The sequence below is a fragment of the Escherichia sp. E4742 genome (assembly GCF_005843885.1).
In the GTDB taxonomy this organism is placed as follows: domain Bacteria; phylum Pseudomonadota; class Gammaproteobacteria; order Enterobacterales; family Enterobacteriaceae; genus Escherichia.
On sequence record NZ_CP040443.1, the window covers coordinates 1 to 24455 of the forward strand.

19 protein-coding genes and 5 pseudogenes are annotated in these 24455 nt (G+C 45.5%); all 24 read right to left on the reverse strand.

Translation table 11 applies throughout. The features are described from left to right. Positions 1–111 precede the first annotated feature (111 nt). The 24 genes and pseudogenes from FEM44_RS00005 to gmm all read right to left on the reverse strand — a co-directional run bounded on the left by FEM44_RS00005 (position 112) and on the right by gmm (position 24454). Positions 112–1186: pseudogene (locus FEM44_RS00005) on the reverse strand (DUF1972 domain-containing protein). Positions 1187–1216: 30 nt separating this feature from the next. Further along, the gene (locus FEM44_RS00010; RefSeq protein ID WP_135522032.1) at positions 1217–2104 is read right to left on the reverse strand and encodes a glycosyltransferase family 2 protein; all 888 of its coding nucleotides are present in this window, start codon (positions 2102–2104) and stop codon (positions 1217–1219) included. Continuing rightward, a pseudogene (locus tag FEM44_RS00015) lies at positions 2091–3057 on the reverse strand (EpsG family protein). The gene FEM44_RS00010 and the pseudogene FEM44_RS00015 overlap by 14 nt, the downstream one beginning before the upstream one ends. A 66-nt stretch (positions 3058–3123) precedes the next feature. Next, a complete protein-coding gene (gene rfbC / locus FEM44_RS00020) occupies positions 3124–3681 on the reverse strand; it encodes a dTDP-4-dehydrorhamnose 3,5-epimerase (RefSeq protein WP_138158822.1) in 558 nt (185 codons plus the stop codon). Positions 3682–3705: 24 nt separating this feature from the next. Continuing rightward, positions 3706–4305: a hypothetical protein gene (locus FEM44_RS25365; protein WP_240731759.1), complete on the reverse strand. Its 600-nt coding sequence runs from the start codon at positions 4303–4305 to the stop codon at positions 3706–3708. After that, positions 4238–4753 (reverse strand): glycosyltransferase, encoded by a 516-nt coding sequence (locus tag FEM44_RS25370; RefSeq protein ID WP_240731761.1) that lies wholly within the window; start codon positions 4751–4753, stop codon positions 4238–4240. Before FEM44_RS25370 ends, FEM44_RS25365 begins: the two co-directional genes overlap by 68 nt. Before the next feature lie 16 nt (positions 4754–4769). Next, positions 4770–6033, reverse strand: a pseudogene (locus tag FEM44_RS00030) (O-antigen translocase). Further along, a complete protein-coding gene (locus FEM44_RS00035; RefSeq protein ID WP_135522030.1) occupies positions 6033–7139 on the reverse strand; it encodes a DegT/DnrJ/EryC1/StrS family aminotransferase in 1107 nt (368 codons plus the stop codon). The pseudogene FEM44_RS00030 and the gene FEM44_RS00035 overlap by 1 nt, the downstream one beginning before the upstream one ends. A 16-nt stretch (positions 7140–7155) precedes the next feature. Continuing rightward, positions 7156–7314, reverse strand: a pseudogene (locus tag FEM44_RS25900) (DapH/DapD/GlmU-related protein); the annotation flags it as partial. Positions 7315–7374: 60 nt separating this feature from the next. After that, positions 7375–7599: pseudogene (locus tag FEM44_RS25905) on the reverse strand (acyltransferase); the annotation flags it as partial. After that, positions 7586–7996, reverse strand: a complete 411-nt coding sequence (locus FEM44_RS00045; protein ID WP_135522026.1) for a sugar 3,4-ketoisomerase — start codon at positions 7994–7996, stop codon at positions 7586–7588. The gene FEM44_RS00045 and the pseudogene FEM44_RS25905, both read right to left, overlap by 14 nt. A gap of 17 nt (positions 7997–8013) precedes the next feature. After that, positions 8014–8889 (reverse strand): glucose-1-phosphate thymidylyltransferase RfbA, encoded by an 876-nt coding sequence (gene rfbA, locus FEM44_RS00050; protein WP_135522024.1) that lies wholly within the window; start codon positions 8887–8889, stop codon positions 8014–8016. A 58-nt stretch (positions 8890–8947) separates the two neighbouring features. Then, entirely contained in the window at positions 8948–9847 is a 900-nt protein-coding gene (gene rfbD, locus FEM44_RS00055) for a dTDP-4-dehydrorhamnose reductase (RefSeq protein ID WP_135522022.1), read from the reverse strand. Continuing rightward, positions 9847–10932 carry a dTDP-glucose 4,6-dehydratase gene (gene rfbB / locus FEM44_RS00060; protein ID WP_138158824.1) on the reverse strand — a complete coding sequence of 362 codons (1086 nt, stop codon included), beginning with the start codon at positions 10930–10932 and terminating at the stop codon, positions 9847–9849. The genes rfbD and rfbB overlap by 1 nt, the downstream gene beginning before the upstream one ends. A 371-nt stretch (positions 10933–11303) precedes the next feature. Then, on the reverse strand, positions 11304–12197 hold the full coding sequence (gene galF / locus FEM44_RS00065; RefSeq protein WP_135522020.1) for a UTP--glucose-1-phosphate uridylyltransferase GalF: 894 nt from the start codon (positions 12195–12197) through the stop codon (positions 11304–11306). 174 nt (positions 12198–12371) lie between these two features. After that, positions 12372–13766 carry a colanic acid biosynthesis protein WcaM gene (gene wcaM / locus FEM44_RS00070; RefSeq protein WP_135522018.1) on the reverse strand — a complete coding sequence of 465 codons (1395 nt, stop codon included), beginning with the start codon at positions 13764–13766 and terminating at the stop codon, positions 12372–12374. Between the two features lie 10 nt (positions 13767–13776). Continuing rightward, positions 13777–14997, reverse strand: coding sequence for a colanic acid biosynthesis glycosyltransferase WcaL (gene wcaL, locus FEM44_RS00075; protein ID WP_135522016.1), 1221 nt, complete (start codon positions 14995–14997; stop codon positions 13777–13779). Then, positions 14994–16274, reverse strand: coding sequence for a colanic acid biosynthesis pyruvyl transferase WcaK (gene wcaK / locus FEM44_RS00080; protein ID WP_135522014.1), 1281 nt, complete (start codon positions 16272–16274; stop codon positions 14994–14996). Before wcaK ends, wcaL begins: the two co-directional genes overlap by 4 nt. Before the next feature lie 372 nt (positions 16275–16646). Further along, entirely contained in the window at positions 16647–18125 is a 1479-nt protein-coding gene (gene wzxC / locus FEM44_RS00085; protein WP_135522012.1) for a colanic acid undecaprenyl disphosphate flippase WzxC, read from the reverse strand. 1 nt (position 18126) lies between these two features. Further along, a complete protein-coding gene (wcaJ, locus tag FEM44_RS00090; protein ID WP_135522010.1) occupies positions 18127–19521 on the reverse strand; it encodes an undecaprenyl-phosphate glucose phosphotransferase in 1395 nt (464 codons plus the stop codon). 54 nt (positions 19522–19575) lie between these two features. After that, positions 19576–20946 (reverse strand): colanic acid biosynthesis phosphomannomutase CpsG, encoded by a 1371-nt coding sequence (gene cpsG / locus FEM44_RS00095; protein WP_135522008.1) that lies wholly within the window; start codon positions 20944–20946, stop codon positions 19576–19578. A gap of 369 nt (positions 20947–21315) precedes the next feature. Next, positions 21316–22752, reverse strand: a complete 1437-nt coding sequence (gene cpsB, locus FEM44_RS00100; protein WP_135522202.1) for a mannose-1-phosphate guanyltransferase — start codon at positions 22750–22752, stop codon at positions 21316–21318. Positions 22753–22754: 2 nt separating this feature from the next. Continuing rightward, positions 22755–23978, reverse strand: a complete 1224-nt coding sequence (wcaI, locus tag FEM44_RS00105; RefSeq protein WP_135522203.1) for a colanic acid biosynthesis fucosyltransferase WcaI — start codon at positions 23976–23978, stop codon at positions 22755–22757. After that, positions 23975–24454 (reverse strand): GDP-mannose mannosyl hydrolase, encoded by a 480-nt coding sequence (gmm, locus tag FEM44_RS00110; RefSeq protein WP_135522279.1) that lies wholly within the window; start codon positions 24452–24454, stop codon positions 23975–23977. Before gmm ends, wcaI begins: the two co-directional genes overlap by 4 nt. Position 24455 lies beyond the last annotated feature (1 nt).

Below are 24455 nucleotides of genomic sequence, written 5' to 3' on the forward strand. Positions count from 1 at the left end.
TCATGGTATAGCCTTAAAGGCTAATCATTAGTTCTAAAGGAAGTATATTCGAGATAACACTCAAGAGATTGCAGCTTAGAAAATCACAATGTAAACCTAATTACATTATTTTTAATAAGTAGATTCATACATGGCTGCTATATTTCTCCAGTTATACATATCTTCAGCATATTTTTTAATATCAAATACTCGACATTTAAGATTTCCAAAAGACAAACCTTCTACTAATGAACTAAGCTGTTCAGAATTACTAAAATAATGTGCTAAATTATTAGTTGTGTAACGATTAAAATTGCAATCAAAGGCAAAATAGGAATATTAAAATGCATCGCTTCAACTAAAGAGGGATTTGTTCCACCAGCAGAATGTCCATGAATGTATGCAAGACAATTTTTTCTTAGTTTATAAAGCTCTTTAATATTATAGTTAGGCTCAAGTAATGTGATGTTTTGATAATTGGAATAATAAGTTTTTAGCTGACGTCCATACTCACTGTTTCCCCAATTACCCATAAATTTAATTTTTTTATCTGTATTAACGAAGGCATTCAGAATCATTTCTATATTATTTTCAGGTTCTATCCTGCAAAGCCCCAAATAATAATCATCTTTTTTTGAAGATCATCTTTTGATATACTAAGTTTAGTTGCATGATCTCCTCCATAAGCTATAACTGTACTTTTTTTCTTGTACCTGCTTTCTACATAATCAGCTATTGCTTGATTATCCGAAATTATAACATCAGCTAATTTAATAGAAATCGCTTCAGATTTTTTAAGGAATTTCTTAGCAAACACTCCCCATTTATTTCTACGCCATTCAAGCCCATCAATATTAACAATAATCTTAGATTTTGAAAATAGTTTATAAATTGGTAGAAATAAACAACCAGACACTCCTAATATTAAAGTAACGTCTGGCTTTTTTAATAAACAAATAATTAAGCACATAATATCATAAATTATGCTAGCGGCACCATTGGCATTTATAGGCAGGTAAATTAATTTTGCCTTTTTATAATTTTTCAATTTTTTTTCATATTTTTTTGAAGAGCAAAATATCTGATATTGTATATCATCAGATTGATAATCGATTAGGTTCTGAACCAGTGATTCAAATCCACCATAACAAGCAGGAACACCCACTGTGCCAACTACAGCGACCGTCTTCATTTTATTTGCTTCCATTTAAACACCTTGAGCCTAACTATTTTATTATTAAAAATTATTGAACATACCATCACGCACAGCTTTAACACAAATCTTCAATGAATTTAACTTCTCTTTTGAATATAAAATTTCGAATACAACATTCTTTGCTGCGTGAAAAAAGGCATGATAACGATACTTAAAACTATAATTTGAATGCAGCATTAAGTATATTGCATTGCGTATTTTATAAAAATTTCTGAAAGAATTATGTATCGTTACAGATCGACCAGCAAAAGTTTTCTGCCCATATCCAAGTTCATGAGAAATAATAACTGATGGAGTTTGGACAATAATCATATTTTTAGCTAATGCACGCCAACACCATTCTGTGTCAACCCAGTCTATAAAGAGTTTTTCACAAAATGGCCCTACTACACTCCATGCTTCACGTGATATTAACATCCCAGAAGCAATAACATGTGAGGGGTAAAGATCATCGTCAACTTCACTACATACAACTTTTGTACTTGTAAAAACATTTAGACTGACTGATGGGTGCATATATTTTGAACGATGATCTTTAAAAAAAGGGGAAGCACAAGCAACATTTTTACCTTGTTTTTTATTATTCGTAAACGTACTCTTAAGATTTTCAATAACATCGGTAGGAAAGCAAGTATCCTGATCTGAGAAAAATAAATAGTCAAACTCTTTTGCTTCCAAGCCCTTCGTGACACCGTGGTTTTGAGCAAATGCAATGCCTTTATTTTCAGAAAGTAAAATAATTTCAAGGTTATTAACAACAATGTTTTTTATCAACTCACTATTATTTGAGCCATTATCTACAAGAATTATTCTCTCAACTTGTGGAGCTAAAGAATTAATACATTCCGTCAAACGAATAATTTCCGGGTTATAAGTAACAATTATAGCTAACACCTTAGTCTGACACATTAAGCACTCCAAAAACCATATGATAATAGTATGTTAGATACAATAAAATTAACAGTTTGAAAAAAATAAAATAATAGTTCGTTTTTTGTTTAATAAATACCCCAATAGTTAGCATAAGGAAAAAATACATTTCCAAAATACGAAAAGCCATAACAGGAAGAGAGAAAAGGCTAAAAGTCACGTATTGCATAATACCATAACAAAAGAAAAACCTTAAAAATGGCCTTTCATTTATGATAATTGATATGTAACTAATAATAAACCAAGTAATAGCGGTAAGGGATAATGAATTTATTAAATTGACCCCAGCTTCATTGCCTATTTTTTGTCCCACACCAAAATTTCTTATTAAATATATAAACTCTTTTCCTTGTCCTGACATTGCAAGTAACACAAGAATACTGAAACAAAAATAACCAAAGCGTCTCATTTTTGGTGAATAGACAAAAGGGTAAAAACAAAAAAGGTAGAGCAGACCAATGAGTTGCAATGGCACAGAATACCGAAAAATAAAAATAAATCGGTTTATTTATAAACAAATAATATACAGAAAACATTAAAATAGAAATGCATAGACCATTTCTGAACTGAGTATAATCTAAAACCCAAAGTGCAACACAAACATAATAAATAAAGAATAAAGTCACCCCAGAAAAATTTCGCGAATAGTTAGCAAGAAACCTTTCCTTAATAAAAAAAGAACATGTTAAAATTATAAAAATGATAGCTTCATAGCTGTTAGTTATTAACATCAATCCACGATAAAATAACTCAAGAACCCCCCCCCCTTCTTCACCAGAAAAGATCTGTATATAATTATTATAGTCTCTACTTTTCCCCAGAAACTGCGTATTTGCGAGAATAAATCCTATAATAAGTGAAAGTACAAAAAATAAGTAGATAAAACTTATTAAGTTTTTATCGTGTTTATACTTCGGACTATTTTCTATCATTATACAAACATACTCAAGAATATAAGCGGCCACCTTTCCTTCAGAAGGATAAGGTGGCACACTTTATTAGAACAGTTCACTGTCCAATAATTCTGAAAATAATTTTGCTTCTTGATCTTTCTGCGATAATGCCAAGGTACTACTGCAGAAAGGCCAATCGATGTTTAAAACAGGATCGTTATAAATAATTGCTTGCTGATGACCAGGAGCATAATAGTTAGTCGTTTTATAAATGAACTCTGCTTCATCACTGGTCACCAAGAAACCATGAGCAAATCCTTCAGGAATCCATAATTGTCGTTTATTTTCTGCAGAAAGGGTTATCCCAAACCATTTTTTGAACGTTGGTGAATTTTTTCTAAGGTCAACAGCAACATCAAATACCTGACCTACAACACATCGAACTAATTTAGCCTGTGCATACGGCGCTAATTGGTAATGCAACCCCCGTAGGACGCCTTTGCTAGATTTTGAATGATTATCCTGAACAAAATTTACGTGCCTGCCTATTGCCTTCTCAAATTCAATCTGATTATAACTCTCCATAAAAAATCCGCGTTCATCACTAAACACTTTTGGTTCTAGAACGATCAGATCTGGAATATCAGTTTTAAGAATATTCATATTTTTCCCATCAATGTATAGTATTTATTTATTTGCATTTGACAATAAATTATTGAATTTTTCACCAACAATTTCCCAGCCATATTTTTTCAATACGGAAATATTAGATTGGATTTCTTTGCTTTTTTCTTCTAGGTCGAGAGTGATACAAAGATTAATTACCTCACCAAGTTTGCAAGCATCAAACTTGTCTAATTTAAGTACACTGTTAGTTTCAGTAAGTGGTGCATAATTTGAAATAACAAGACAGCCACAAGCCATTGCTTCAGCGCAAGGATAATGGAAAGCGCCATCTTCAATTAACCCAACAGCAATCATGATGTCATTGCTTCGATAAAAGGATGCCAATTCTGAATCAGATGTAATCGGAATAAAATTAACTTGGAACCCTGCAGAAATTAAACGCTCCTTATCAATTTCCTCTAAATATATCGCAATATTAATTATAATTCCAATTTTATTTTCCAGTGCACACAATACTGAAATAATTTCGCTAGTTCCTTTGTGCTTTTCTTTTCTACCAATAATCCCAATTGATGTGTAACCATTTAATAACTTATTTTTTGATCTTGGATAGAAAACATTTAAATCTACTCCTGCAGGAACTACCCCTAAAATCATCATATTTACGAGGAAGCAAGTTAGGGCTATTTAATATTTTATTAAGCGGTAGACAATATGTTAACCTCGCTATTAACTTCCATATTTTATTATCAAAAAAATTAGCCTCATACGCCTGAATATAATAAAATTTTTTATGACGTTTGATTGGTAATAATGCAACAAGATAGGCTGTCAAATGAAAACTAGCAACTACCGCATCAGGTTTTAACTCTATGCATTTACGCCAAAGATTATAGTACACTTTAATAATTCTAAATATTTTTACGCGGCTTTGATTACTCTTACTTGTGACGATTTTTGCTGTGGTAGTATAATATGGTTTAGTTTTATTATCTGGAGCAACAAAACTTACATCATGTCCATAACTCATCAATTCAGTTGCCAGCTTAGAAAGAACTCTTTCACCACCAGCCCTGCCAAATCCTAGGACAGGTATAATTATTTTCAAAATTCAACCTCTGTTTTTAATTATTTCTTCTGACATTAATAAAATTAGTAAACACAAATGCAAACAAAAAATATAAACTATATGTAATGACATAACTTATGTTAGCACCATGTACTCCATAATCTACAACAAAAATATAGGTAGTAATAATAAAGAGAATAGAAAAAAGCACTTCTGTGCTGATGAATAGTTTAGTATGACCCTGGCTTTGAAGAGGGTATGCGTAAAGAAACCCAGCAATTTTTATTACGTCCCCTACAAGTTGTAATAAAAATAATTCACGCGCAGAGCGAAACTCATCAGTAAACAAAATTTTTATTACTAAATCGCGGAATAAATAGATACTCAGTGCCATGAATGAAGTAATAAATATTACATATAATATAGTACTATTTACTTCTTTTTTTTATAAGGAAACTTGTTTTTATAATTGTCAATCTTGGTAAAAAATATGTTGACAAAGCAATTGTCACAACACCGAGATAGACCTCAGATATCTTCCATACGGCCTGCCATTGCCCCGCATCCTCCCAACCAGTTTTAGCAATCAATATTTTTCTGATACACATCAATGCTACTGGCATGGAGATAACAGAAACCAGAGCCATAAGAGTGTAATTAATAATTTTTATAATTTTGTCTTTATCCGTTTTACCCCACCAATATTTAAACCTAAACCAAGATTTATTGAGACAAAATAAAATCAATACAAGACCAGCAATAGCACTATTTATAGCTGTGGCAATCAATGCACCTTTAAGATTATAAGCTACAATCAACAAAATCATAAATATAGTAGAAATGAATATAGAAAACATCCCAACCAATATATATTGCTTGTAGAATTGTTGACCATTTAAAACTGAAGCGATTAATGTATTTAAAATTGAAAATGGCAATATACAACATGCAAAAATGATTAACCATGAATATTGCCCATCGCTAAAAAGTAGCTCGCTAATATTTTTAGATGAAAAAACAACAACAGGAATAATAAGCAAGAATAATAACACAGTAACCTTTAAGCATGCGCGCCACCATGGCGCGCATGCTTCTTTTCCTTCTTGCCAATTTTCCGCAGTATATCGAACAAGGCCTGTGCTTACAGGAGCTGAGGTAGTACCTGCAACTATTGTGATTAAGCTTTGCACCTGGCCAAGCATTGCGACCCCCGAAGGCCCTGTATAAATTGCTACTACCTTACCGATGATAAAACCCGCAATCATTTTAATGAATGTATAGATAGCGGATAATATAGTTACCTGAAGAAATTTTTTCATTACTTGTAATCATTGACCATTTTGATTACATAATCGACATCATCTTCACTCATTACCGGGCTTATTGGCAAAGAAATTACTTCATCATGAATTTGCTCAGTAATTGGAAGGTTAAGACGGGACATATCCTGATATGCTTGCTGCTTATGGGGTGGCAATGGATAGTGAATTAAGGTTTGAATCCCCTTCTCTGATAAGTATGACTGGAATTTTTCGCGATTAGCGGTTCTTACTACAAATAAATGCCAAACGTGCGCCCCCTGACTTTCGAACACTGGCAACATAATCGCAGGATTTTTTATTTCACGAATATATTTTTCAGCGATTCTTTGCCGAATCGCAGTATCTTCAGCTAATGTATGGATTTTTACTCGCAATAAGGCTGCCTGCAATTCATCCAATCGACTATTCAATCCTTGATAAATATTTTCATATTTTTTATGTGACCCATAATTTCGCAAAGCTTTTATAGTAGAAGCTAATTCTGCATTATTTGTAGTAACAGCACCCGCATCCCCCAAAGCTCCCAAGTTTTTTCCTGGATAAAAACTAAATCCGGCTGCATCCCCCCAAGCACCGGCTTTGCGACCATTACGTATTGCACCATGTGCTTGTGCACAATCTTCAAGAATCAACAGATTATATTTTCTTGCGATTTCACTAATTTCTGGCATATTGCACAATAGACCATATAAGTGAACCGGTAAAATTGCTTTAGTTTTTTCCGTAATGTAATTTTCAATTAAAGCAGGATTAATATTATAGGTTTCTATATCTGGTTCAACTAGAATAGGAACAAGTTTGTTCTCTGTTATAGCAAGAATAGAAGCAATATAAGTATTTGCTGGTACTAATACCTCATCACCATCTTCTAGATAGCCGAGTTCTTTCCATGCCCGCAATACTAATATCAAAGCATCAAGGCCATTTGCTACACCGATGCAATACTTAACTCCACAGTATTCTGCAAACTCTTTCTCGAACTGCTTAAGCTCTTCCCCCATAATATACCAACCAGAATTTAGCACTCGACTAAAAGCAGAGACTAATTCTTTGTGCTGTCGCTGGTTAATTGCATAAAGATCTAAAAAATCAATTTTATTCATTATCCTCTACCCATTTAATAAATCGAGCTGGATTACCTACTACGATTGCGCAAGGTGGTACATTTTGGGTTACGACACTGCCCGCACCAATGATTGCTTTTTCACCAATTTCAACTCCAGGTAGGATAGTTGCATTAGCGCCTATAGATGCTCCTTTGCGTATTATTGTTTGCAAAAATTCATCAGGATAGACTTTAGAACGTGGATACTTATCATTTGTAAATGCTACACAAGGACCAATAAATACATCATCCTCTATTTTTACACCATCCCAAATATACACACCGCTTTTAATTGTGACATTATTACCAATCACAACATTATTTTCAATCAAGGTATTTGCACAAATGTTGCAATTATTACCAATTACAGCACCTTTGAGTATCACGACAAACTGCCAGATAGTCGTTCCATCACCAATTGATGTCGTCTGGACGTCACTTAACTTATGAATTCTCAACTGAATTTACTCTTCTAATAAAATCATCGTAATTGCGGATATAATCAGACTCTTTATAGTAATCATCAGCAATTACAAGCAGCACACAATCATCACTAAAATCATACATTTCATGCCATATATAAGGTTCTATCAGCAAGGCTATTGTTGGATCATTAAGTTCCACCTGCTTTGTTTCCTTACCATTATCCAGATGAAATTTACAAGCTCCCTTAACCACAATAGCCAACTGACGGGTAACCTTATGTGCATGAAATCCGCGTCTTACATCATTAAGTGTCTCGAGTATGTAATATATTCTTTTGACTTCAAAAGGTATATTCCTTTGCTCCTCAAGCGCAATTAATGCACCGCGCTTATCCCCATGTTTTTCTAAAGAGATTAATTTAATATCCATTATTGAGTTCCCACATGCTATTCGCTGATCATTTTCAGCAAATATTGACCATATTGATTTTTGACAAGCGGCTCGGCCAATATCTTCACCTGCTCTGCATCAATAAATCCTTTACGATAAGCAATTTCTTCCGGGCAAGAAACTTTCAACCCTTGACGCTCTTCAATTGTTGCAATGAAGTTACTTGCTTCAATAAGGCTTTGATGAGTTCCTGTATCCAGCCATGCATAACCACGCCCCATCATAGCGACAGACAAACGTCCTTGTTCCATATAAATACGGTTAATATCGGTAATTTCCAGTTCGCCACGGGCAGAAGGCTTAAGGTTTTTCGCCATTTCCACAACATCATTGTCATAGAAATAAAGCCCAGTAACCGCATAGTTACTTTTTGGTTCCAGAGGTTTTTCTTCCAGACTAATTGCCGTACCGTTATTATCAAACTCCACGACACCATAACGTTCAGGATCATTAACGTGATAAGCAAATACCGTTGCACCGCTTTCTTTGTTAACAGCATCTTCCATTAATTTCGGCAAGTCGTGTCCATAGAAGATATTATCGCCAAGCACGAGTGCACAATCATCGCCACCAATAAAGTCTTCACCAATGATAAACGCTTGCGCAAGGCCATCCGGACTAGGTTGTACTTTATACTGAAGATTAAGCCCCCACTGGCTCCCGTCCCCCAATAATTGTTGGAAACGCGGCGTATCCTGTGGCGTACTGATAATAAGAATATCGCGAATACCCGCTAACATAAGCGTTGAAAGCGGATAATAAATCATCGGTTTATCATAAATCGGCAGCAGTTGTTTACTTACTGCCATCGTCACAGGATAAAGACGAGTGCCGGAACCACCAGCCAGAATAATACCTTTACGCGTTTTCATTTCACCATTCCTTTTAATTCATCCCGCTCTGGCATCATGAGCGAGATGCAAAAATTTGTTAAATTGCCGTAGTCGTAAATAATTCGTTGAGCATACGTTTCACGCCCACCTGCCAGTCAGGCAAGACAAGCGCAAAGTTCTGCTGAAACTTTTCTGTATTGAGGCGAGAGTTATGGGGACGACGGGCTGGTGTGGGATAGGCCGTTGTTGGCACGGCGTTGAGTTTGTTAAGAGCAAGGTTGATCCCTGCTTTGCGCGCTTCTTCAAATACCAGAGCGGCATAATCGTGCCAGGTTGTTGTACCACCAGCAACCAGATGGTACAAACCAGCAACTTCTGGTTTGTTTACTGCCACGCGAATGGCATGAGCGGTGCAATCAGCCAGTAATTCAGCACCCGTTGGTGCGCCAAATTGATCGTTTATCACAGCCAGTTCTTCGCGTTCTTTTGCCAGACGCAACATCGTTTTGGCAAAGTTATTTCCTTTACCAGCGTATACCCAGCTGGTACGGAAAATAAGATGCTTTGCGCAATGTTCTTGTAACGCTTTTTCCCCAGCTAGCTTGGTTTCACCGTAAACATTTAGCGGCGCTGTTGCATCCGTTTCCAGCCATGGCGTGTCACCGTTGCCTGGGAAAACATAATCAGTGGAGTAGTGTATAACCCAGGCTCCGACTTCATTAGCTGCTTTTGCAATCGCTTCGACGCTTGTCGCGTTAAGTAATTGTGCGAAATCCGGTTCTGATTCCGCTTTGTCTACTGCAGTGTGAGCAGCCGCATTAACAATAACATCAGGGCGAATTTTTTTGACAGTTTCAGCCACACCTTCGGGGTTGCTGAAATCGCCACAATAATCAGTGGAGTGAACATCAAGCGCAATCAGATTACCCAGCGGTGCCAGAGCACGCTGTAATTCCCAACCTACCTGCCCTGTTTTGCCAAAAAGCAGGATATTCATTACTGACGACCCTCATAGTTTTGTTCAATCCACGACTGATAAGCACCGCTTTTCACATTCTCAACCCAATTTGTATTAGCCAGATACCATTCCACCGTTTTACGAATACCGCTCTCAAACGTTTCTTGCGGTTTCCAGCCCAATTCACGGCTAATTTTATCGGCATCGATTGCATAACGGCGATCATGCCCTGGGCGATCAGCAACATAAGTAATTTGCTCACGATAAGATTTCTCTTTCGGGACTATCTCATCCAACAAATCACAAATAGTCAGCACAACATCGATGTTTTTCTTTTCGTTGTGTCCGCCAATGTTATAGGTTTCACCCGCTTGACCTTCAGTAACTACGGTATACAACGCTCGAGCATGATCCTCTACATACAACCAGTCGCGGATCTGATCTCCTTTACCATAAATAGGTAATGCCTTACCTTCCAATGCATTAAGAATAACCAATGGAATAAGCTTTTCCGGGAAATGGTATGGACCATAGTTGTTCGAGCAATTAGTCACAATTGTCGGTAAACCATAAGTACGTTTCCATGCGCGAACCAGATGATCGCTGGAAGCTTTAGAAGCAGAATACGGACTACTTGGCGCGTAAGCTGTCGTTTCCGTAAATAGCGGTAACGCTTCGTTATTATTTACTTCATCCGGATGGGGTAAGTCACCATACACTTCATCAGTAGAAATATGATGGAAGCGGAAGCCTTTTTTCTTTTCATCATCCAGACCAGACCAATAATTGCGCGCAGCTTCTAAAAGTACGTAAGTACCTACAATATTAGTTTCAATAAATGCCGCCGGGCCAGTTATTGAGCGATCAACGTGGCTCTCAGCCGCAAGGTGCATCACCGCATCGGGCTGGTGTTGTGAAAAAATACGCGCCATCGCTGCGGCATCGCAGATATCTGCATGCTCAAATGAATAACGTTCAGAACCAGAAATTTCAGCGAGTGATTCCAGGTTTCCGGCGTATGTTAATTTATCGACATTAACAACACTATCTTGCGTATTATTTATTATGTGACGAACAACAGCAGAACCAATAAATCCTGCGCCACCAGTAACAAGTATCTTCACTTTTTTATTCCATATAGCCAGAGAGCATGCTGTGAAATAGACTGCTCCAGATTTGATTAATAGATGCATTAATGCACGCTACCGCCCCTGGCTTAACAGCTACCAGAGCACTGCGTACATTTCCACGATGTGACGAGCGTAACCCACTCGTGCCAAATCCGAAAAATTCAAACGCTAATTGTCTTACCAAACAGCTGTAGAAACAAGGAAAATCCTGGAAAAATTTGAACTATGATTGCAAGCTAACATGCTGTTTTTATTGTACTTATAAAAACGACAACGGCAGTGAGATTCAATGCGCAAAACTTATGCTATGAATCTTCACTGCCGTTTTAATTTCTTACTGACCGACACTTCCTGTCAGATTTTCGTTATTCGCTTAACAACTTCTCAATGCCTTTTCGGAACTTAGCCCCTTCTTTCAGGTTGCGTAGTCCATACTTTACAAACGCCTGCATATAACCCATTTTTTTACCGCAGTCGTAGCTGTCCCCAGTCATCAGCATTGCATCAACCGCTTGTTTTTTTGCCAACTCAGCAATGGCGTCAGTCAACTGAATACGCCCCCATGCACCTGGCTGAGTGCGCTCCAGTTCAGGCCAAATATCGGCAGAAAGCACATAACGCCCTACTGCCATGATGTCTGAGTCCAGCGTCTGCGGCTGATCGGGTTTTTCGATAAATTCAACAATGCGGCTGACTTTACCTTCACGATCCAGCGGCTCTTTAGTCTGGATCACAGAGTATTCAGAGAGATCGCCCGGCAAGCGTTTTGCCAGAACCTGGCTGCGGCCAGTTTCATTGAAGCGCGCAATCATTGCGGCCAGGTTGTAACGCAGCGGATCGGCACTGGCGTCGTCGATAACAACATCCGGCAGCACCACGACAAACGGGTTATCGCCAATGGCTGGTCTGGCACACAAAATAGAGTGGCCCAGACCTAAAGGTTCTCCCTGCCGCACGTTCATAATGGTCACACCTGGCGGGCAGATAGATTGTACTTCCGCCAGAAGCTGGCGCTTCACGCGCAGTTCAAGGAGAGATTCTAATTCATAAGATGTGTCGAAGTGATTTTCGACTGCGTTCTTGGACGCATGAGTTACCAGGAGGATTTCTTTGATCCCTGCAGCCACAATCTCGTCAACAATGTACTGAATCATTGGCTTGTCGACGATGGGTAGCATCTCTTTAGGAATCGCCTTAGTGGCAGGCAACATATGCATCCCAAGACCCGCTACAGGAATAACTGCTTTTAAATTCGTCATTATTTCATCCACCTGTAAAATGGTTGCTGAATTATAGCTTGTTCGATTTTTTTCGCCAGCATCAATTCCCCTGAATTGATTACTGATTTACTTCCGATGTTACGCCGCTTCGCTCAAGATTGCAGTAGCGTTATTCCTAAGTATGGTTCTATTTTTCCAGGAATGGTCGCAAATCTACCTGCCCCGCTCCGGCAGCTTAAAGTTAATATTTTCCACATTAACGACATGGTGATTAATCCTGTCGATATCGACTGAACTTTGTCCTTTTTCATTCACTGCATGAACATTTACCAGCGACAGTAGCGTCTCGTTCTTTGCCATAAAGACACCACGAACGTCCTTTCGCAGGTCGAAATTCATGGTCAATGCTGGACCCGCAGTGGATTCTTGCATTACGTTGATATTACGCATAAAAATGTGTTGCGGCTTGTTGTGAAGCTCCAGCGAAGCACGCTTCATTTCAATGTTGGTCAACGCCACGAATGAGACGGCATTCCCTGCGGAAATTTGGATTCCGCGCAATTTCCAGGCAAGGTTAGTGTTATCAAGATGAATATTATTCAATCTGAAGTTTTGCGGTATTGAGAGATACTTACCTTTAATGACCCCGTAACCGATTAACATTCCGGCACTATTGGTCATTTTTATATTGTCAATAACAAAGTTATCACATCCATATATCGCTACCGTGGCGTTATCAATACCCGCTTTCTTGCTGAAAGCTGGCGTAATATTATGAGCCTTGATATTACGAATGATGAAGTGTTTGCCGTTCTCAACATGAATCAGTTGCCGACAATCCGATCCCGTGATATTCGCCACGACAAAGTTTTTAACCGACTGGTCTTCCGGGTAGTTATTATCGTAAGTACTTCCTGCCAGTCCTATGCCAATACCCCAGTTGATTTTGCCGTTAGTACAGTTGATGCGCTCGATGACATGGTCGGATATCAAAATGTCGCGATCATTGATTGCTACATTCCATTCAATGGCGTCGCCCTGTAAGTCGCTGAACTTACAATTGGTGATGTTGGCACCGATAATCTGGTTATGAAATCCCTGGCGTAAGATGGCGTAATTAGCGTGGCTAACGGTCAGGTTATCGATAGTTAGGTTGCGCATGACACGTTTATTTTTGCCGCCGATATAAATCTGCGTTACCGGGCCAAAGCCGCTCATCGCCAGCCCTTTGATGATGCAGTCAGAGCCGCGCACATCAAGGGTGATGTTATGCATACTGCCACCCTTCGCCCCTGTCACCTGACTGCCGTCCTGTAAGACAAATCGCCCTCTGCCATTGCCGCGCAGGCTTCCAAGGATGTGTAACGTTTTGCCAGGAGGGATGAAGATGCCGGTGTTGATATTGTCGCAAACCAATCCGGCGGGCACGACGACCGTTTGCCCTTCGCTGAAGGCTTGTTTAAATGAGGCGTTCCAGTCGTGTGGATTGTAGTCGTTGATGTTAACGCTTTGTCGGGCGGGAAGTGCACGGGCAAAAGGGGTATGGAGGAAGGCAAGCGCGGAGCTCGCCGTCAGGAAGGTGCGTCGGGAGATTTTTTTAAATGACATGCGTTCTCCTCTATAAAGCTTGCAACAAGCTGGCGAGTTCTCGGTTAATCACCTGCTGGTTAAAATCGTGTTCGACTTTTTCGCGCGCACGTTTGACAACCGGAGCCAGTTCATCGGTGTCCAGTTGGCTAAACGCCGCAAGCCGTTGCGCCAGTGCATGGGCGTCGTTTTCCGGCACCAGCCAGCCAGATTTATCGGCCTCCACCAGTTCCGGAATACCGCTATGCAGAGTAGAAACCACCGGAATGCCGACCGCCATCGCCTCCATCAGCGCCACCGGAATGCCTTCCATATCACCATCCGCACCTGTAACCGATGGCAACAGGAAGACATCCGCGTCGTCGAGCATCGCCTTCACTTCATGGCTCGGTTTAAAGCCCGGCATCTCTACCACATCTTCCAGTTGATATTGTTCGATGAGGGTGCGCAGGCGTCGTTCCCACGGGCCAATACCGAGGATGCGATAGCGAAATGCCACGCCCTGCTCTTTCAACTGACGGCAGGCTTCAATCGCCACATGCAGGCCTTTTTTCTCGGTTAAGCGTGCGACGGAAATGATTTCCAGCGGTGTTGCGGGCGCTTTCACGGGACGCGGGCTAAAGCGCGTCATGTCCACGCCCATGCGCGATACGGCGATTTTTTCCCTCGGGCAGCCCATTTTTTGCAGCCTTCCGGCCCACAGATCGCTTATCGGTAGCATCAGGTCGCCACGGCGGAACAGTTGCTGATATTCCGAAGTGTAATGACTGAGCACTTCCCGACTGGAGATATCAATGCCGTGGAAGATTGTGGCGATTTTGCCGCGAATGACATCCAGTTCGCGTAGTTTTGCTGCGGTTACCCCCGCAGGGCCAAAATGAGCAATAAAGACATCGGCATGAAACGGTGTTGCGACCTGGCCGCAAATGGCAGACAAAATCAGGTTCCGCGACTCGGCACCATAGCGTTTTATGTTAAGCGCCTGCCAGGTATTTTTGCGATGAATGCCGCGTAAGGTCTGGCTGGCGCGGTGGCGCAGTTTCGCTACTTTGCCTTGAGGTTCGTCCTGCAACCAGCGGGTTCTGGCGGCAAGGTTATATTTCGTCCATGCCGCGTGGGTATTCTGGGTGTCACCTTTTTGCAGCGCGACAATCTCTACCTCAAATCCCATATCAATAAACGCGGTAATTTGGTTGAGGACGAAGGTTTCCGACGACAGCGGAAATTTCAGTAAAAAGAAGCCGACCTTCATTTCGCCTCCCCGATGCGCTCAAGCACAGACTGCACCATCTGCATTCCCGTCTGACGTTCGCGACTGACGGCTTCGTTAAGTCGTGCGTTCAGCGCCGGAAGCTGGCCTAAGGTATCCACAACCATCGCTTGCAGGCTGCCGTCTAATAAATGACGGATATCAATCGCCATCTGTGGCAACCCCAGTTGTTGCATTATCCCGGCGGATTTATGTTCGTAGTTGATGGCAATTGCCGGAGTGGCAAAGTTCATGGAGATAATGGCGGAGTGCAGACGCGTACCAACGGTGAGTTCACAGGCACCGAGGATTTTGCCCATTTCCAGATCGTTAAGTTCATCCATCACCACGTGGTAACGGGCAGGATCGCTGATGTGCTGGCGCAGATTGAGCGCCACCATGCGGTCGTCTTTGTTATAGCTGTCGATGCCCGTACAGGTGGAGAGCGCAATAACCTGATAGCCTTCGTCGAGAATGCGATTGACCACCCCGGCAAAGGCTTTTTCATACGCTTGTTGAGTGGTGCCGAGACGTTTGTCGAACGGTGCCAGTTCGCGCAGGGTAATTGCCACCGTTTTCTGTTGTGCGGCAACGTCCAGCCAGTGTTGAACGGCATAGCTGGCGGTAAAGTCTTCTGTGTGGTGATCGACCAGCCACGCGGTATCGACGCCATGTTCCACTTTTGCGGTAGTGATATTGCTGCGTTTCATTAAATCGAGGCTGACCGATTCGCGCAGGATCAGCGCGTCGCAGTGACCGAAAACGTAGTTCGCCAGTTGGTTAAACTGCTCATCCTGGAAGGGGCCGACGCTGTGACCAATCATAAACAGCGGCTTTTTCGCCATAAATGTGCAAAGCGCATGTTCAAACTGCGGCACGCCATAGAGATCGACAAAAAACGATCCGCCGACCTGAATAATGGCGTCGTAGCCTGACAGCAAGCGCACGAAGTCGGTGAATCCCTGGGCAATGGCGATATTACGCAGCTTGCCGGTGTCGGTCACACGGGAAAGCAGTACCTGGTGTTGATAGCGGCGACGGAGGACTTTTTTAACGCGCCCGACAACGCCCGCTGCGCTGTTGTGTTGTTTCATTTGCAGGAACAGCGGATCGCCCATCACCGGGCGATTAAGCAGCCAGGAAGAACTGACCGGATAGCGACTCATGACGTCCACTTCGGCGTGTGGATTGAGGATGTTGATGGCATCAAGTAAGCCGCGCAAGATAGCGCTGTCGCCACGATTGCCGCAAGTGTGGTTGCCCAGAATAAGTAATTTCATTTTTTCCTCATAAATTTGATGCCAGGTGAGGCTGTGTTTGTTGTTTTCATTGCCGCTTTTTGCCTGATGCGACGCTGACGCGTCTTATCAGACCTACAAGATCCGAGCACAGAACCGTAGGACGGATAAGGCGTTCACGCCGCATCCGGCATTCAGTGCCTGATGCGACGCTGACGGGTCTTATCAGGCCTACAAGATCCAAGCCCAGAACCGTAGGACGGATAAGGCGTTTTACGCCGCATCCGGCATTCAGTGCCTGATGCGACGCTGGCGCGTCTTATCAGGCCTACAAGATCCAAGCCCAGCCCCCCAGGACGGATAAGGCGTTTTACGCCGCATCCGGCAACCGTCGTCGGAACCGAAAACAACCATTCACCCCGCCCGTAAAAGCATTTTCATTTTTTCGCTGCGACAAAACTGACGCTTCACTTCCACCACCAGCGGATGGCGCGACAGCACAATCATCACTACAAACGCCAGCACGCCCGCGGCTATTTGCACCGCCAACAGCATCCCCAGCGCCAGTTGCCCTTTCAGCACAATGCCCAGCGCATAACTGACCACCAACGTCGGTAGCGAGAGATAAAACGGCAGCCATAAACTCAGAATGTACTGGCGATAACTGGAACCAAGCACCGGCTTAATCATCACGAAATAGCTCAGAATGGTGTTGATAATCTGCACCAGCAGGAAGCCAAGCGTGACGCCTATCGCGCCCGCCATCTGCCCACCAATAACAATCGCCGGGATAAACAGAAAGGTTTTGAATACGTTGAATTTAAAGCTGATATCGACCCGCGCTTTCGCCATCAGCAGCGAGCCAATCGGGTTACCCACCGAACGCAGCAGCCCCACCACACACAGCAATTGCAGCACCGGAATAATGCTGTTCCACTTCTCGCCAAACACCAGCGGCACAAAATTATTCGACACCACCATCAACCCCAGCAGCGCCGGGAAGTTGATAATCCCCACCACCGACAGCAGCTTGTAGAAGTTAACGCGCAGCTTTTCGGTGTCGTCCTGAATTTTGGCAAACGCCGGAAACAGCACGCGGGTGATGATTGGGTTCAGCTTCATCGGCGGCACAACGGCCACGTTATAGGCCAGGTTGTAACCCCCAGCTACGCCCGCGCCAAGAATACGCGCCAGCACCAGCGTTGAAAGGTTGGTATTGAGATAGTTGATGATGCTGTCCGCCGTCAGCCAGGCACCAAAACGTAAGTTCGGCGCCACCGACGCCAGCGAGAAATGCAGACCAGGGCGATAAATTTTGCGGCCGAAGTAACCAAACAGCAGCGTTCTCACCGCACTATTGACCAGATAACCCAGGATCGCGGTCATCGCCAGCGGCCAGAAATGAGCACTAACCACCGTAAAAGTAAATCCCGCCAGCACCGCGCTGGTTTCGATCATGCCGATTTTGTTGAACTCCAGTTCCTTTTGCATCAATGCGCGGAACTGCTGCCCGTGGGGGATCACCACAAACGCCAGCGACAATGTTTTAATCAACGGCACCAGATCCGGGTTATTCAGCACGTCACCAATGGCATCACTCAACAAAAACACCGCCACGCACACCACGATCCCCAGCCCAACGTTCAGCCAGTACAGCGTAGTGAGTTCAAGGTGGCTGATTTCTTTTCGCTGAATAATGGAATTAGCGATACCGAAGTCAGAAAGCGTATCTGCCAGCGCGATAATCACCAGCGACACGGTAAGCAGGCCGAACTGGTGGTTATCGATAATCCGCGCCAGCACGGTCATCTGCACCAGCCCGAGACCGATAATGATCACCGTGGCAATCGCCGACCACTTCGCGCCGCTGATGGTTTTTTCACGTAAGCTCATATCAATATGCCGCTTTGTTAACGAAGCCTTTGAATACCGTCAGGAAAACGATTTTGATATCGAGCCAGACGCTCCATTCGCGGATGTACTCAAGGTCGAACTCGACGCGTTTTTCCATTTTCTCCAGCGTGTCGGTTTCGCCGCGCCAGCCGTTGATCTGCGCCCAGCCGGTAATGCCCGGTTTCACTTTATGGCGCAGCATGTAGCCTTCAATGAGCTGGCGATACTGTTCGTTATGCGCCACTGCGTGCGGACGTGGACCCACAATCGACATCCCACCGGTCAGCACATTGATAAACTGCGGCAATTCATCCAGCGAGGTGCGGCGCAGAAAGTTCCCCACTTTAGTGACGCGCGGATCGTTCTGCGTCGCCTGGGTCACCACGCTGTCGTTCTCCATCACTTTCATCGAACGGAACTTCCACACTTTGATCGGTTTGCCATCCATGCCGTAGCGAGTCTGGCGGAAGATAACTGGCCCCGGTGAACTGAGTTTCACCGCCAACGCAATACAGCACAGCACCGGGGAGATCAGCAGCAGGATAAGCGTTGCCAGCACAATATCTTCCGCACGTTTGAGCAGGCGGTTAACCCCGGAAAGCGGCGTGTCATACAGCGGCACCACCGGTACGCCGTTCATCTCTTCGATACGGGAATGGAGAATGTTGAAGGTAAAAACATCGGGGATCAGCAGCACCGAACAGGTGGTGTCCGCCAATTGATGGACCAGTTTTTTCACGCGCGCGCCGTCGCACATTTGCATCGCGATATAGACGTTATGAATCTTGCCCGCTTTCGCATCCTCGACCAGTTGTTGCAGGTTACCCGCCCAGTCGTTAGAAACGCCGCCCGGTTTCGGGTCGTGGTAAACACCCACCACTTCAAACCCTAACCACGGCTGGTTACGGAAGCTCTCCATCAGCATTTGCCCGGCGGCTAAATCCCCCGCCACCGCGACCATGCGCTTGTTATAGCCATGATTACGCAGCCAGCCCGCCCCAATGCGAATACACGAACGGCAAACCACCAGTCCGATACTTGTCAGCGCATACCACGCCAGCCAGATTTTCAGTTGCGTGTCGAAATCATTGTTAAACGCCACCAGTCCGGCGCTGAAAATCACGCTTAAGGTCCAGTTTTGTAGCAACAAGGCAAATTCTGTCGCTGCCCGAACACCGCGCCATGAGCGATAAAAATCGGTGATGCCGCCCAGCATCTGGAACACCACCAGCGTAATCAGCGCCACCAACAGGTGCATGTAGAGGAATGACAGTCCGCTCACTTCGCAAACCAGCCATAGCCCGGCAAACATGATGGTGATATCTGAAAAGCGTTGCACCATAGAGATTAACGATGCATTGGTTTTCGCTCGCTCGCGCTTTTTTAGATTTGTCATCGTTGTTCCTGTTATTAGCCCCTTACCCGCAATGGGGTAAGGGAAGATCCGACATTACTCGTTCAGCAACGTCAGCAAAGTTCGCGTTCGCGCTTCCATCAGCGGCACATCACCGCGCGATTCCACATTCAGGCGCACCACCGGTTCGGTGTTGGAGGAGCGCAGGTTAAAGCGCCAGTCGGCAAAGGTCATGCTGATGCCATCGGTGCGATCCACCGCCAGCGCCTCGCGGCTAAAATGCTGTTCGACGCGGTTAATCGCCTCAACGGGTTGCGCCAGTTTGCTGTTGATCTCACCGCTTGCCGGGAACGTCGCCATGCGGTCGCGCACCAGTTCGCCCAGCGTTTTCCCTTTCAGGCATACCAATTCGGCTACCAGCAGCCACGGGATCATGCCGCTGTCACAGTAGGCGAAATCACGGAAGTAATGATGCGCGCTCATTTCGCCACCGTAGATGGCGTCTTCCTTGCGCATACGTTCTTTAATAAAGGCGTGTCCGGTTTTCGACATTACCGGCGTGCCGCCTGCGGCAGTCACCACATCGATGGTGTTCCAGGAAAGACGCGGATCGTGGATGATCTTCGCGCCGGGATTTTTTTCGAGGAACGCTTCTGCCAGCAGGCCGACGATGTAGTAGCCCTCGATAAACTGCCCTTTTTCGTCAAACAGAAAACAGCGGTCAAAATCGCCATCAAAGGCAATGCCCATATCCGCGCCGTGTTTGATGACCGCATTCCGGGTGTCGTCGCGACATTCCGGCAGCAAAGGATTAGGAATACCGTTGGGGAAATTGCCATCCGGCGTGTTTTGCACTTTGATTAATTCCAGTGGTGCACCGAGGACTTTAAAGCGGGCTTCAATGGCGTCCACCACCGGACCCGCCGCGCCGTTCCCGGAGTTGATCACCAGTTTGAGCGGCGTGAGGTTTTTGACGTTGATATAACCGAACAGGTGATCAACGTAAGCGTCGCGCAGGGTAATTTTCTGATAGCGACCACGTTTGGTTTCATCGACGGGAGGAAAGTCGTTGGCTTCTGCCAGACGCTGGACGTCGCGCAGCCCGGTATCGCCGCTGATCGGGCGAGCCCCTTCGCGCACCAGCTTCATGCCGTTGTAATCCATCGGATTATGGCTGGCAGTGACTTCGATGCCGCCATCCACGCCGAGATGGAACGTGGCGAAATAGATCTCTTCGGTGCCGGACATGCCAATATCCAGCACATCGACGCCCGCATCCTGTAAACCTTTCGCCAGCGCCAGTTTTAAGGTTTCGCTGGTAAGACGGACATCACCGCCTAATACAATGCTTTTCGGTTTAAGAAATTCGCCATAGGCGCGACCAATGCGCCAGGCAATATCTTCATTCAGTTCTTCGCCTAATTTTCCGCGAATATCATAGGCTTTAAAGCAGGTTAATTTTTTCATGTCGTTACCCTTTTTCAGGCAATAGTTGACCCTGACCGAAGCGGCCAATTTTGTTTTTGTCGTTATTTACATCGCAGTTTCGCATTCATTGCCTGATGCGACGCTGTCGCGTCTTATCAGACCTACAAACACCGAACCGTAGGTCGGATAAGGCGTTCACGCCGCATCCGACAAACAGCGCCTGATGCGACGCTGTCGCGTCTTATCAGGCCTACAAATCCGAACCGTAGGTCGGATAAGGCGTTCACGCCGCATCCGACAAACTGCGCCTGATGCGACGCTACCGCGTCTTATCAGGCCTACAAATCCGAACCGTAGGTCGGATAAGGCGTTCACGCCGCATCCGACAAACTGCGCCTGATGCGACATTTACACCCGCCCGTAGCGGTCCGCGAAGCGCACCACATCATCCTCTTCGAGATAAGAGCCGGAGCGCACTTCAATTAAATCGAGCGGAATTTTCCCCGGATTTTCCAGACAGTGCGTCGCCCCGAGCGGAATATAAATGGACTCGTTTTCACCAAGCAGTTTGATATCACCATCAATGGTGACTTTTGCCGTTCCCGCGACCACTACCCAGTGTTCCGCGCGGTGATGGTGCATCTGTACCGACAATCCCTCGCCCGGCTTCACGGTGATGCGTTTCACCTGGTAGCGGTCGCCTGCGTCGATAGAGTCATATTTGCCCCACGGGCGATACACTTCGCGATGCACCCGATGCTCATGGCGGCCATCGGCTTTGATCTGCTCGACCACTTTTTTGACATCCTGCACCGAGTTGCGATCGGCAATCAGCACCGCGTCTTTGGTCTGCACCACAACCAGATCTTTCACCCCGACGGTGGTCACCAGGCCAGATTCGGCATACACATAGCTGTTTTCGGTTTTGTGATTAATCACATCGCCATGGCAAACGTTGCCTTCGGCGGTGTGGGCGCTGATCTCCCATAATGAAGACCAGGAACCGACATCGCTCCAGCCCGCATCCATCGGCACCACAACGGCATCTGCCGTACGTTCCATGACCGCGTAATCCACCGACTCTTCCGGGCAGGCGAGAAACGCTTCTTCATCCACACGAATAAAATCGAGATCCGGATCGACGGCGCTCATCGCTTTTTCACAAGCGTCGAGGATGTCCGGGCGATATTTTTTCAGTTCTTCGAGATAACGTCCGGCGCGGAACAGGAACATGCCGCTGTTCCAGTAATATTCGCCGCTTGCCACATAGGCCTGGGCGGTTTCCAGATTCGGTTTTTCGACAAACTGCGCCACTTCAAAGGCCACCGCATCCTCCTCACCAGCAGACACTTCACCGCGACGAATATAGCCATAACCGGTTTCTGGTAGATCCGGCACAATGCCGAAGGTCACCAGTTTGCCCGCTTCGGCATACGGCATGGCGTTACGCACGGCGGCGCGAAAAGCGTCTTCATCGGCAATCACATGATCCGCCGCCAGCACCAGCATTAGCGGGTCGCTCTCCGGGCTATGACGTGTTGCCGCCAGTGCCGCCAGCGCAATGGCGGGGGCGGTGTTGCGCCCTGCCGGTTCGAGAATAATGTTCTCGGTGAGTTTGTTCAGTTGGCGCAGCTGTTCCGCGACAATAAAGCGGTGCTGCTCATTGCAAATCACCACCGGGCTTTCGCACTCCACGCCGTTCAGGCGGCAGATGGTGGTTTGCAGCATGGTAAGATCACCTTTCAGGCATAAAAACTGCTTGGGATAAAGTACGCGGGAAAGCGGCCATAAGCGGCTCCCGGAGCCACCTGCCATCACGACTGGATAGAGTTTCGACTGCGCCATAATTATCCCCGAATATCATTTATAAATTGACGTAACACGTTCTCTTTATCGAGCGTGCGTTCGGCATATTCACGTGCCACCGTGTTGTGTTTGGGCAGCAGGAGCGCCTGGCGAATCCCCGCCACCAGCGCCTCCACCGATTCCGGTTCTACGCAAATCGCTATTCCCGGAAAGGTTTCGCAAAGCTGCCCCAGTTCTGTGTGGGCTTCTGCGGTAATCACCGCGTTACCACCTACTGCCAGAATATTGGTTAGCTTTGACGGCAGTACGGCATCTGCCGCGCCGCGTTTTTGCACCACCAGATGGCAATCGCCCATCTTCAGCAGTGCGGGTAAAGCGTCATACGATTGCAGCGGGAAAAATTGCATGTTGCGCAGTCCGCGCTGCTGCGCCATTTTTTCCAGCCGCGCTTTGCCGCCGCCCTGCCCGACAATGGCAAAAATCAGCGGTTCATCGCGCAGGCGATCGGCAGCTTCAATAACGTTTTCCAGCCCCTGCTTTTCACCAATATTGCCGGAGTAAAGAATGATTTTTTTGTTATCCGGCAGGCCAAGCTGGTTACGAAGGGCATCAACATCGGCGTCTGCAACATATTGAAAACGGGCAATTTCCGACCAGTTGGGGAAGAAGATGACGTTTTCCGACGCCACGCCTTTTTCGATGGCTTTATTCATCATCGAACGCGAAATCGTGGAGACGTTATCAACGTTATGCAGTCCGCTACGTTCGAACGCCGTCGCCAGCTGTGCCACTTTGCCGCCTTTGCTTTTTCCGGCAAGGCCCAGCCCCAGCATGGCATCCACTTCGTAATCCTGAATATGCAGCACGGTACGCGCACCAGAGAGTTTCGCCAGCAGGCGCATTCCCGGCGTGCAAAACAGCGTTGGCACCACGCCGATAATGCGATCCGGCTTCCAGCGACGTTGCGCCATCAGCGGGAAAAAACTGCTGGCGGCAAAACTGCCGAGATGTAACAGGCGTTTCAGCGTGCTCGGCTGTTTTGGCACGTACAGCGGGCAGCGCCACACTGTGGCTGCTCCCTCTTCTCGTTTATAACGCCAGGCAGAATAGTTCTCCGCCACCTGCCACTGCGGGTAGTAAGGCGGCGCGGTAATGACCCGCACCTCGTGGCCTTGTGCCGCCAGCCATTCCACCATCTCGCCGGTGTATTTGCCGATGCCGGTTAACTCCGGCGAGTAGTTAATGCCGTAGACCAGTATTTTCATAATCCGGGTACTCCGGCACGCTTCTCAGCGAGAAAATAGGCGCGGCTGTTAGCGTGAACATTGTCACTGGCGAGCAGTGCGTCCGGCGTCAGCCAGCGGTAATCGTCATGCTGCTCATCCGGCAGTAACAGCTCTTCTTCCGCTACTCTGAAGCGAAAACCGAGCACCACATAGTGAGTGGTGAAATCCGTGCCGGAGAAGTTATCGTCATAAAAGTGCTGCCAGACACCGTAAAACTGGCCTGCTGTTATCGGCAGACGCAGCCCCAGTTCCGCCATCGTCAGCCGCTCAAATGCGGATTCCAGCGTTTCGTCTTTCTGCACGCGCCCTCCCGGCACAAACCAGTAACCCTGCGCCGGGCGGTTGGTTCTTTTGCCAAGCAGAAACTCGCCGCGACTGTTCTCGACAATAAAGTCGAGAGAGACAAGCGGAGTGGAGCGCACTACCGTGGCAAAGTCTTCCTGACGTAAAAACATC

Excerpts from the sequence above, each read along its gene's own strand:
- FEM44_RS25365 (WP_240731759.1), bottom strand. The coding sequence starts at position 4,305 with ATGATGATTTTAGGGGTAGTTCCTGCAGGAGTAGATTTAAATGTTTTC.
- galF (WP_135522020.1), bottom strand. The coding sequence starts at position 12,197 with ATGACGAATTTAAAAGCAGTTATTCCTGTAGCGGGTCTTGGGATGCAT.
- gmm (WP_135522279.1), bottom strand. The coding sequence starts at position 24,454 with ATGTTTTTACGTCAGGAAGACTTTGCCACGGTAGTGCGCTCCACTCCG.
- FEM44_RS00010 (WP_135522032.1), bottom strand. The coding sequence starts at position 2,104 with ATGTGTCAGACTAAGGTGTTAGCTATAATTGTTACTTATAACCCGGAA.
- FEM44_RS00035 (WP_135522030.1), bottom strand. The coding sequence starts at position 7,139 with ATGAATAAAATTGATTTTTTAGATCTTTATGCAATTAACCAGCGACAG.
- rfbA (WP_135522024.1), bottom strand. The coding sequence starts at position 8,889 with ATGAAAACGCGTAAAGGTATTATTCTGGCTGGTGGTTCCGGCACTCGT.
- rfbC (WP_138158822.1), bottom strand. The coding sequence starts at position 3,681 with ATGAATATTCTTAAAACTGATATTCCAGATCTGATCGTTCTAGAACCA.
- wcaI (WP_135522203.1), bottom strand. The coding sequence starts at position 23,978 with ATGAAAATACTGGTCTACGGCATTAACTACTCGCCGGAGTTAACCGGC.
- wcaL (WP_135522016.1), bottom strand. The coding sequence starts at position 14,997 with ATGAAGGTCGGCTTCTTTTTACTGAAATTTCCGCTGTCGTCGGAAACC.
- FEM44_RS00045 (WP_135522026.1), bottom strand. The coding sequence starts at position 7,996 with ATGGATATTAAATTAATCTCTTTAGAAAAACATGGGGATAAGCGCGGT.
- wcaK (WP_135522014.1), bottom strand. The coding sequence starts at position 16,274 with ATGAAATTACTTATTCTGGGCAACCACACTTGCGGCAATCGTGGCGAC.
- rfbD (WP_135522022.1), bottom strand. The coding sequence starts at position 9,847 with ATGAATATCCTGCTTTTTGGCAAAACAGGGCAGGTAGGTTGGGAATTA.
- wcaJ (WP_135522010.1), bottom strand. The coding sequence starts at position 19,521 with ATGACAAATCTAAAAAAGCGCGAGCGAGCGAAAACCAATGCATCGTTA.
- wcaM (WP_135522018.1), bottom strand. The coding sequence starts at position 13,766 with ATGTCATTTAAAAAAATCTCCCGACGCACCTTCCTGACGGCGAGCTCC.
- wzxC (WP_135522012.1), bottom strand. The coding sequence starts at position 18,125 with ATGAGCTTACGTGAAAAAACCATCAGCGGCGCGAAGTGGTCGGCGATT.
- cpsB (WP_135522202.1), bottom strand. The coding sequence starts at position 22,752 with ATGGCGCAGTCGAAACTCTATCCAGTCGTGATGGCAGGTGGCTCCGGG.
- cpsG (WP_135522008.1), bottom strand. The coding sequence starts at position 20,946 with ATGAAAAAATTAACCTGCTTTAAAGCCTATGATATTCGCGGAAAATTA.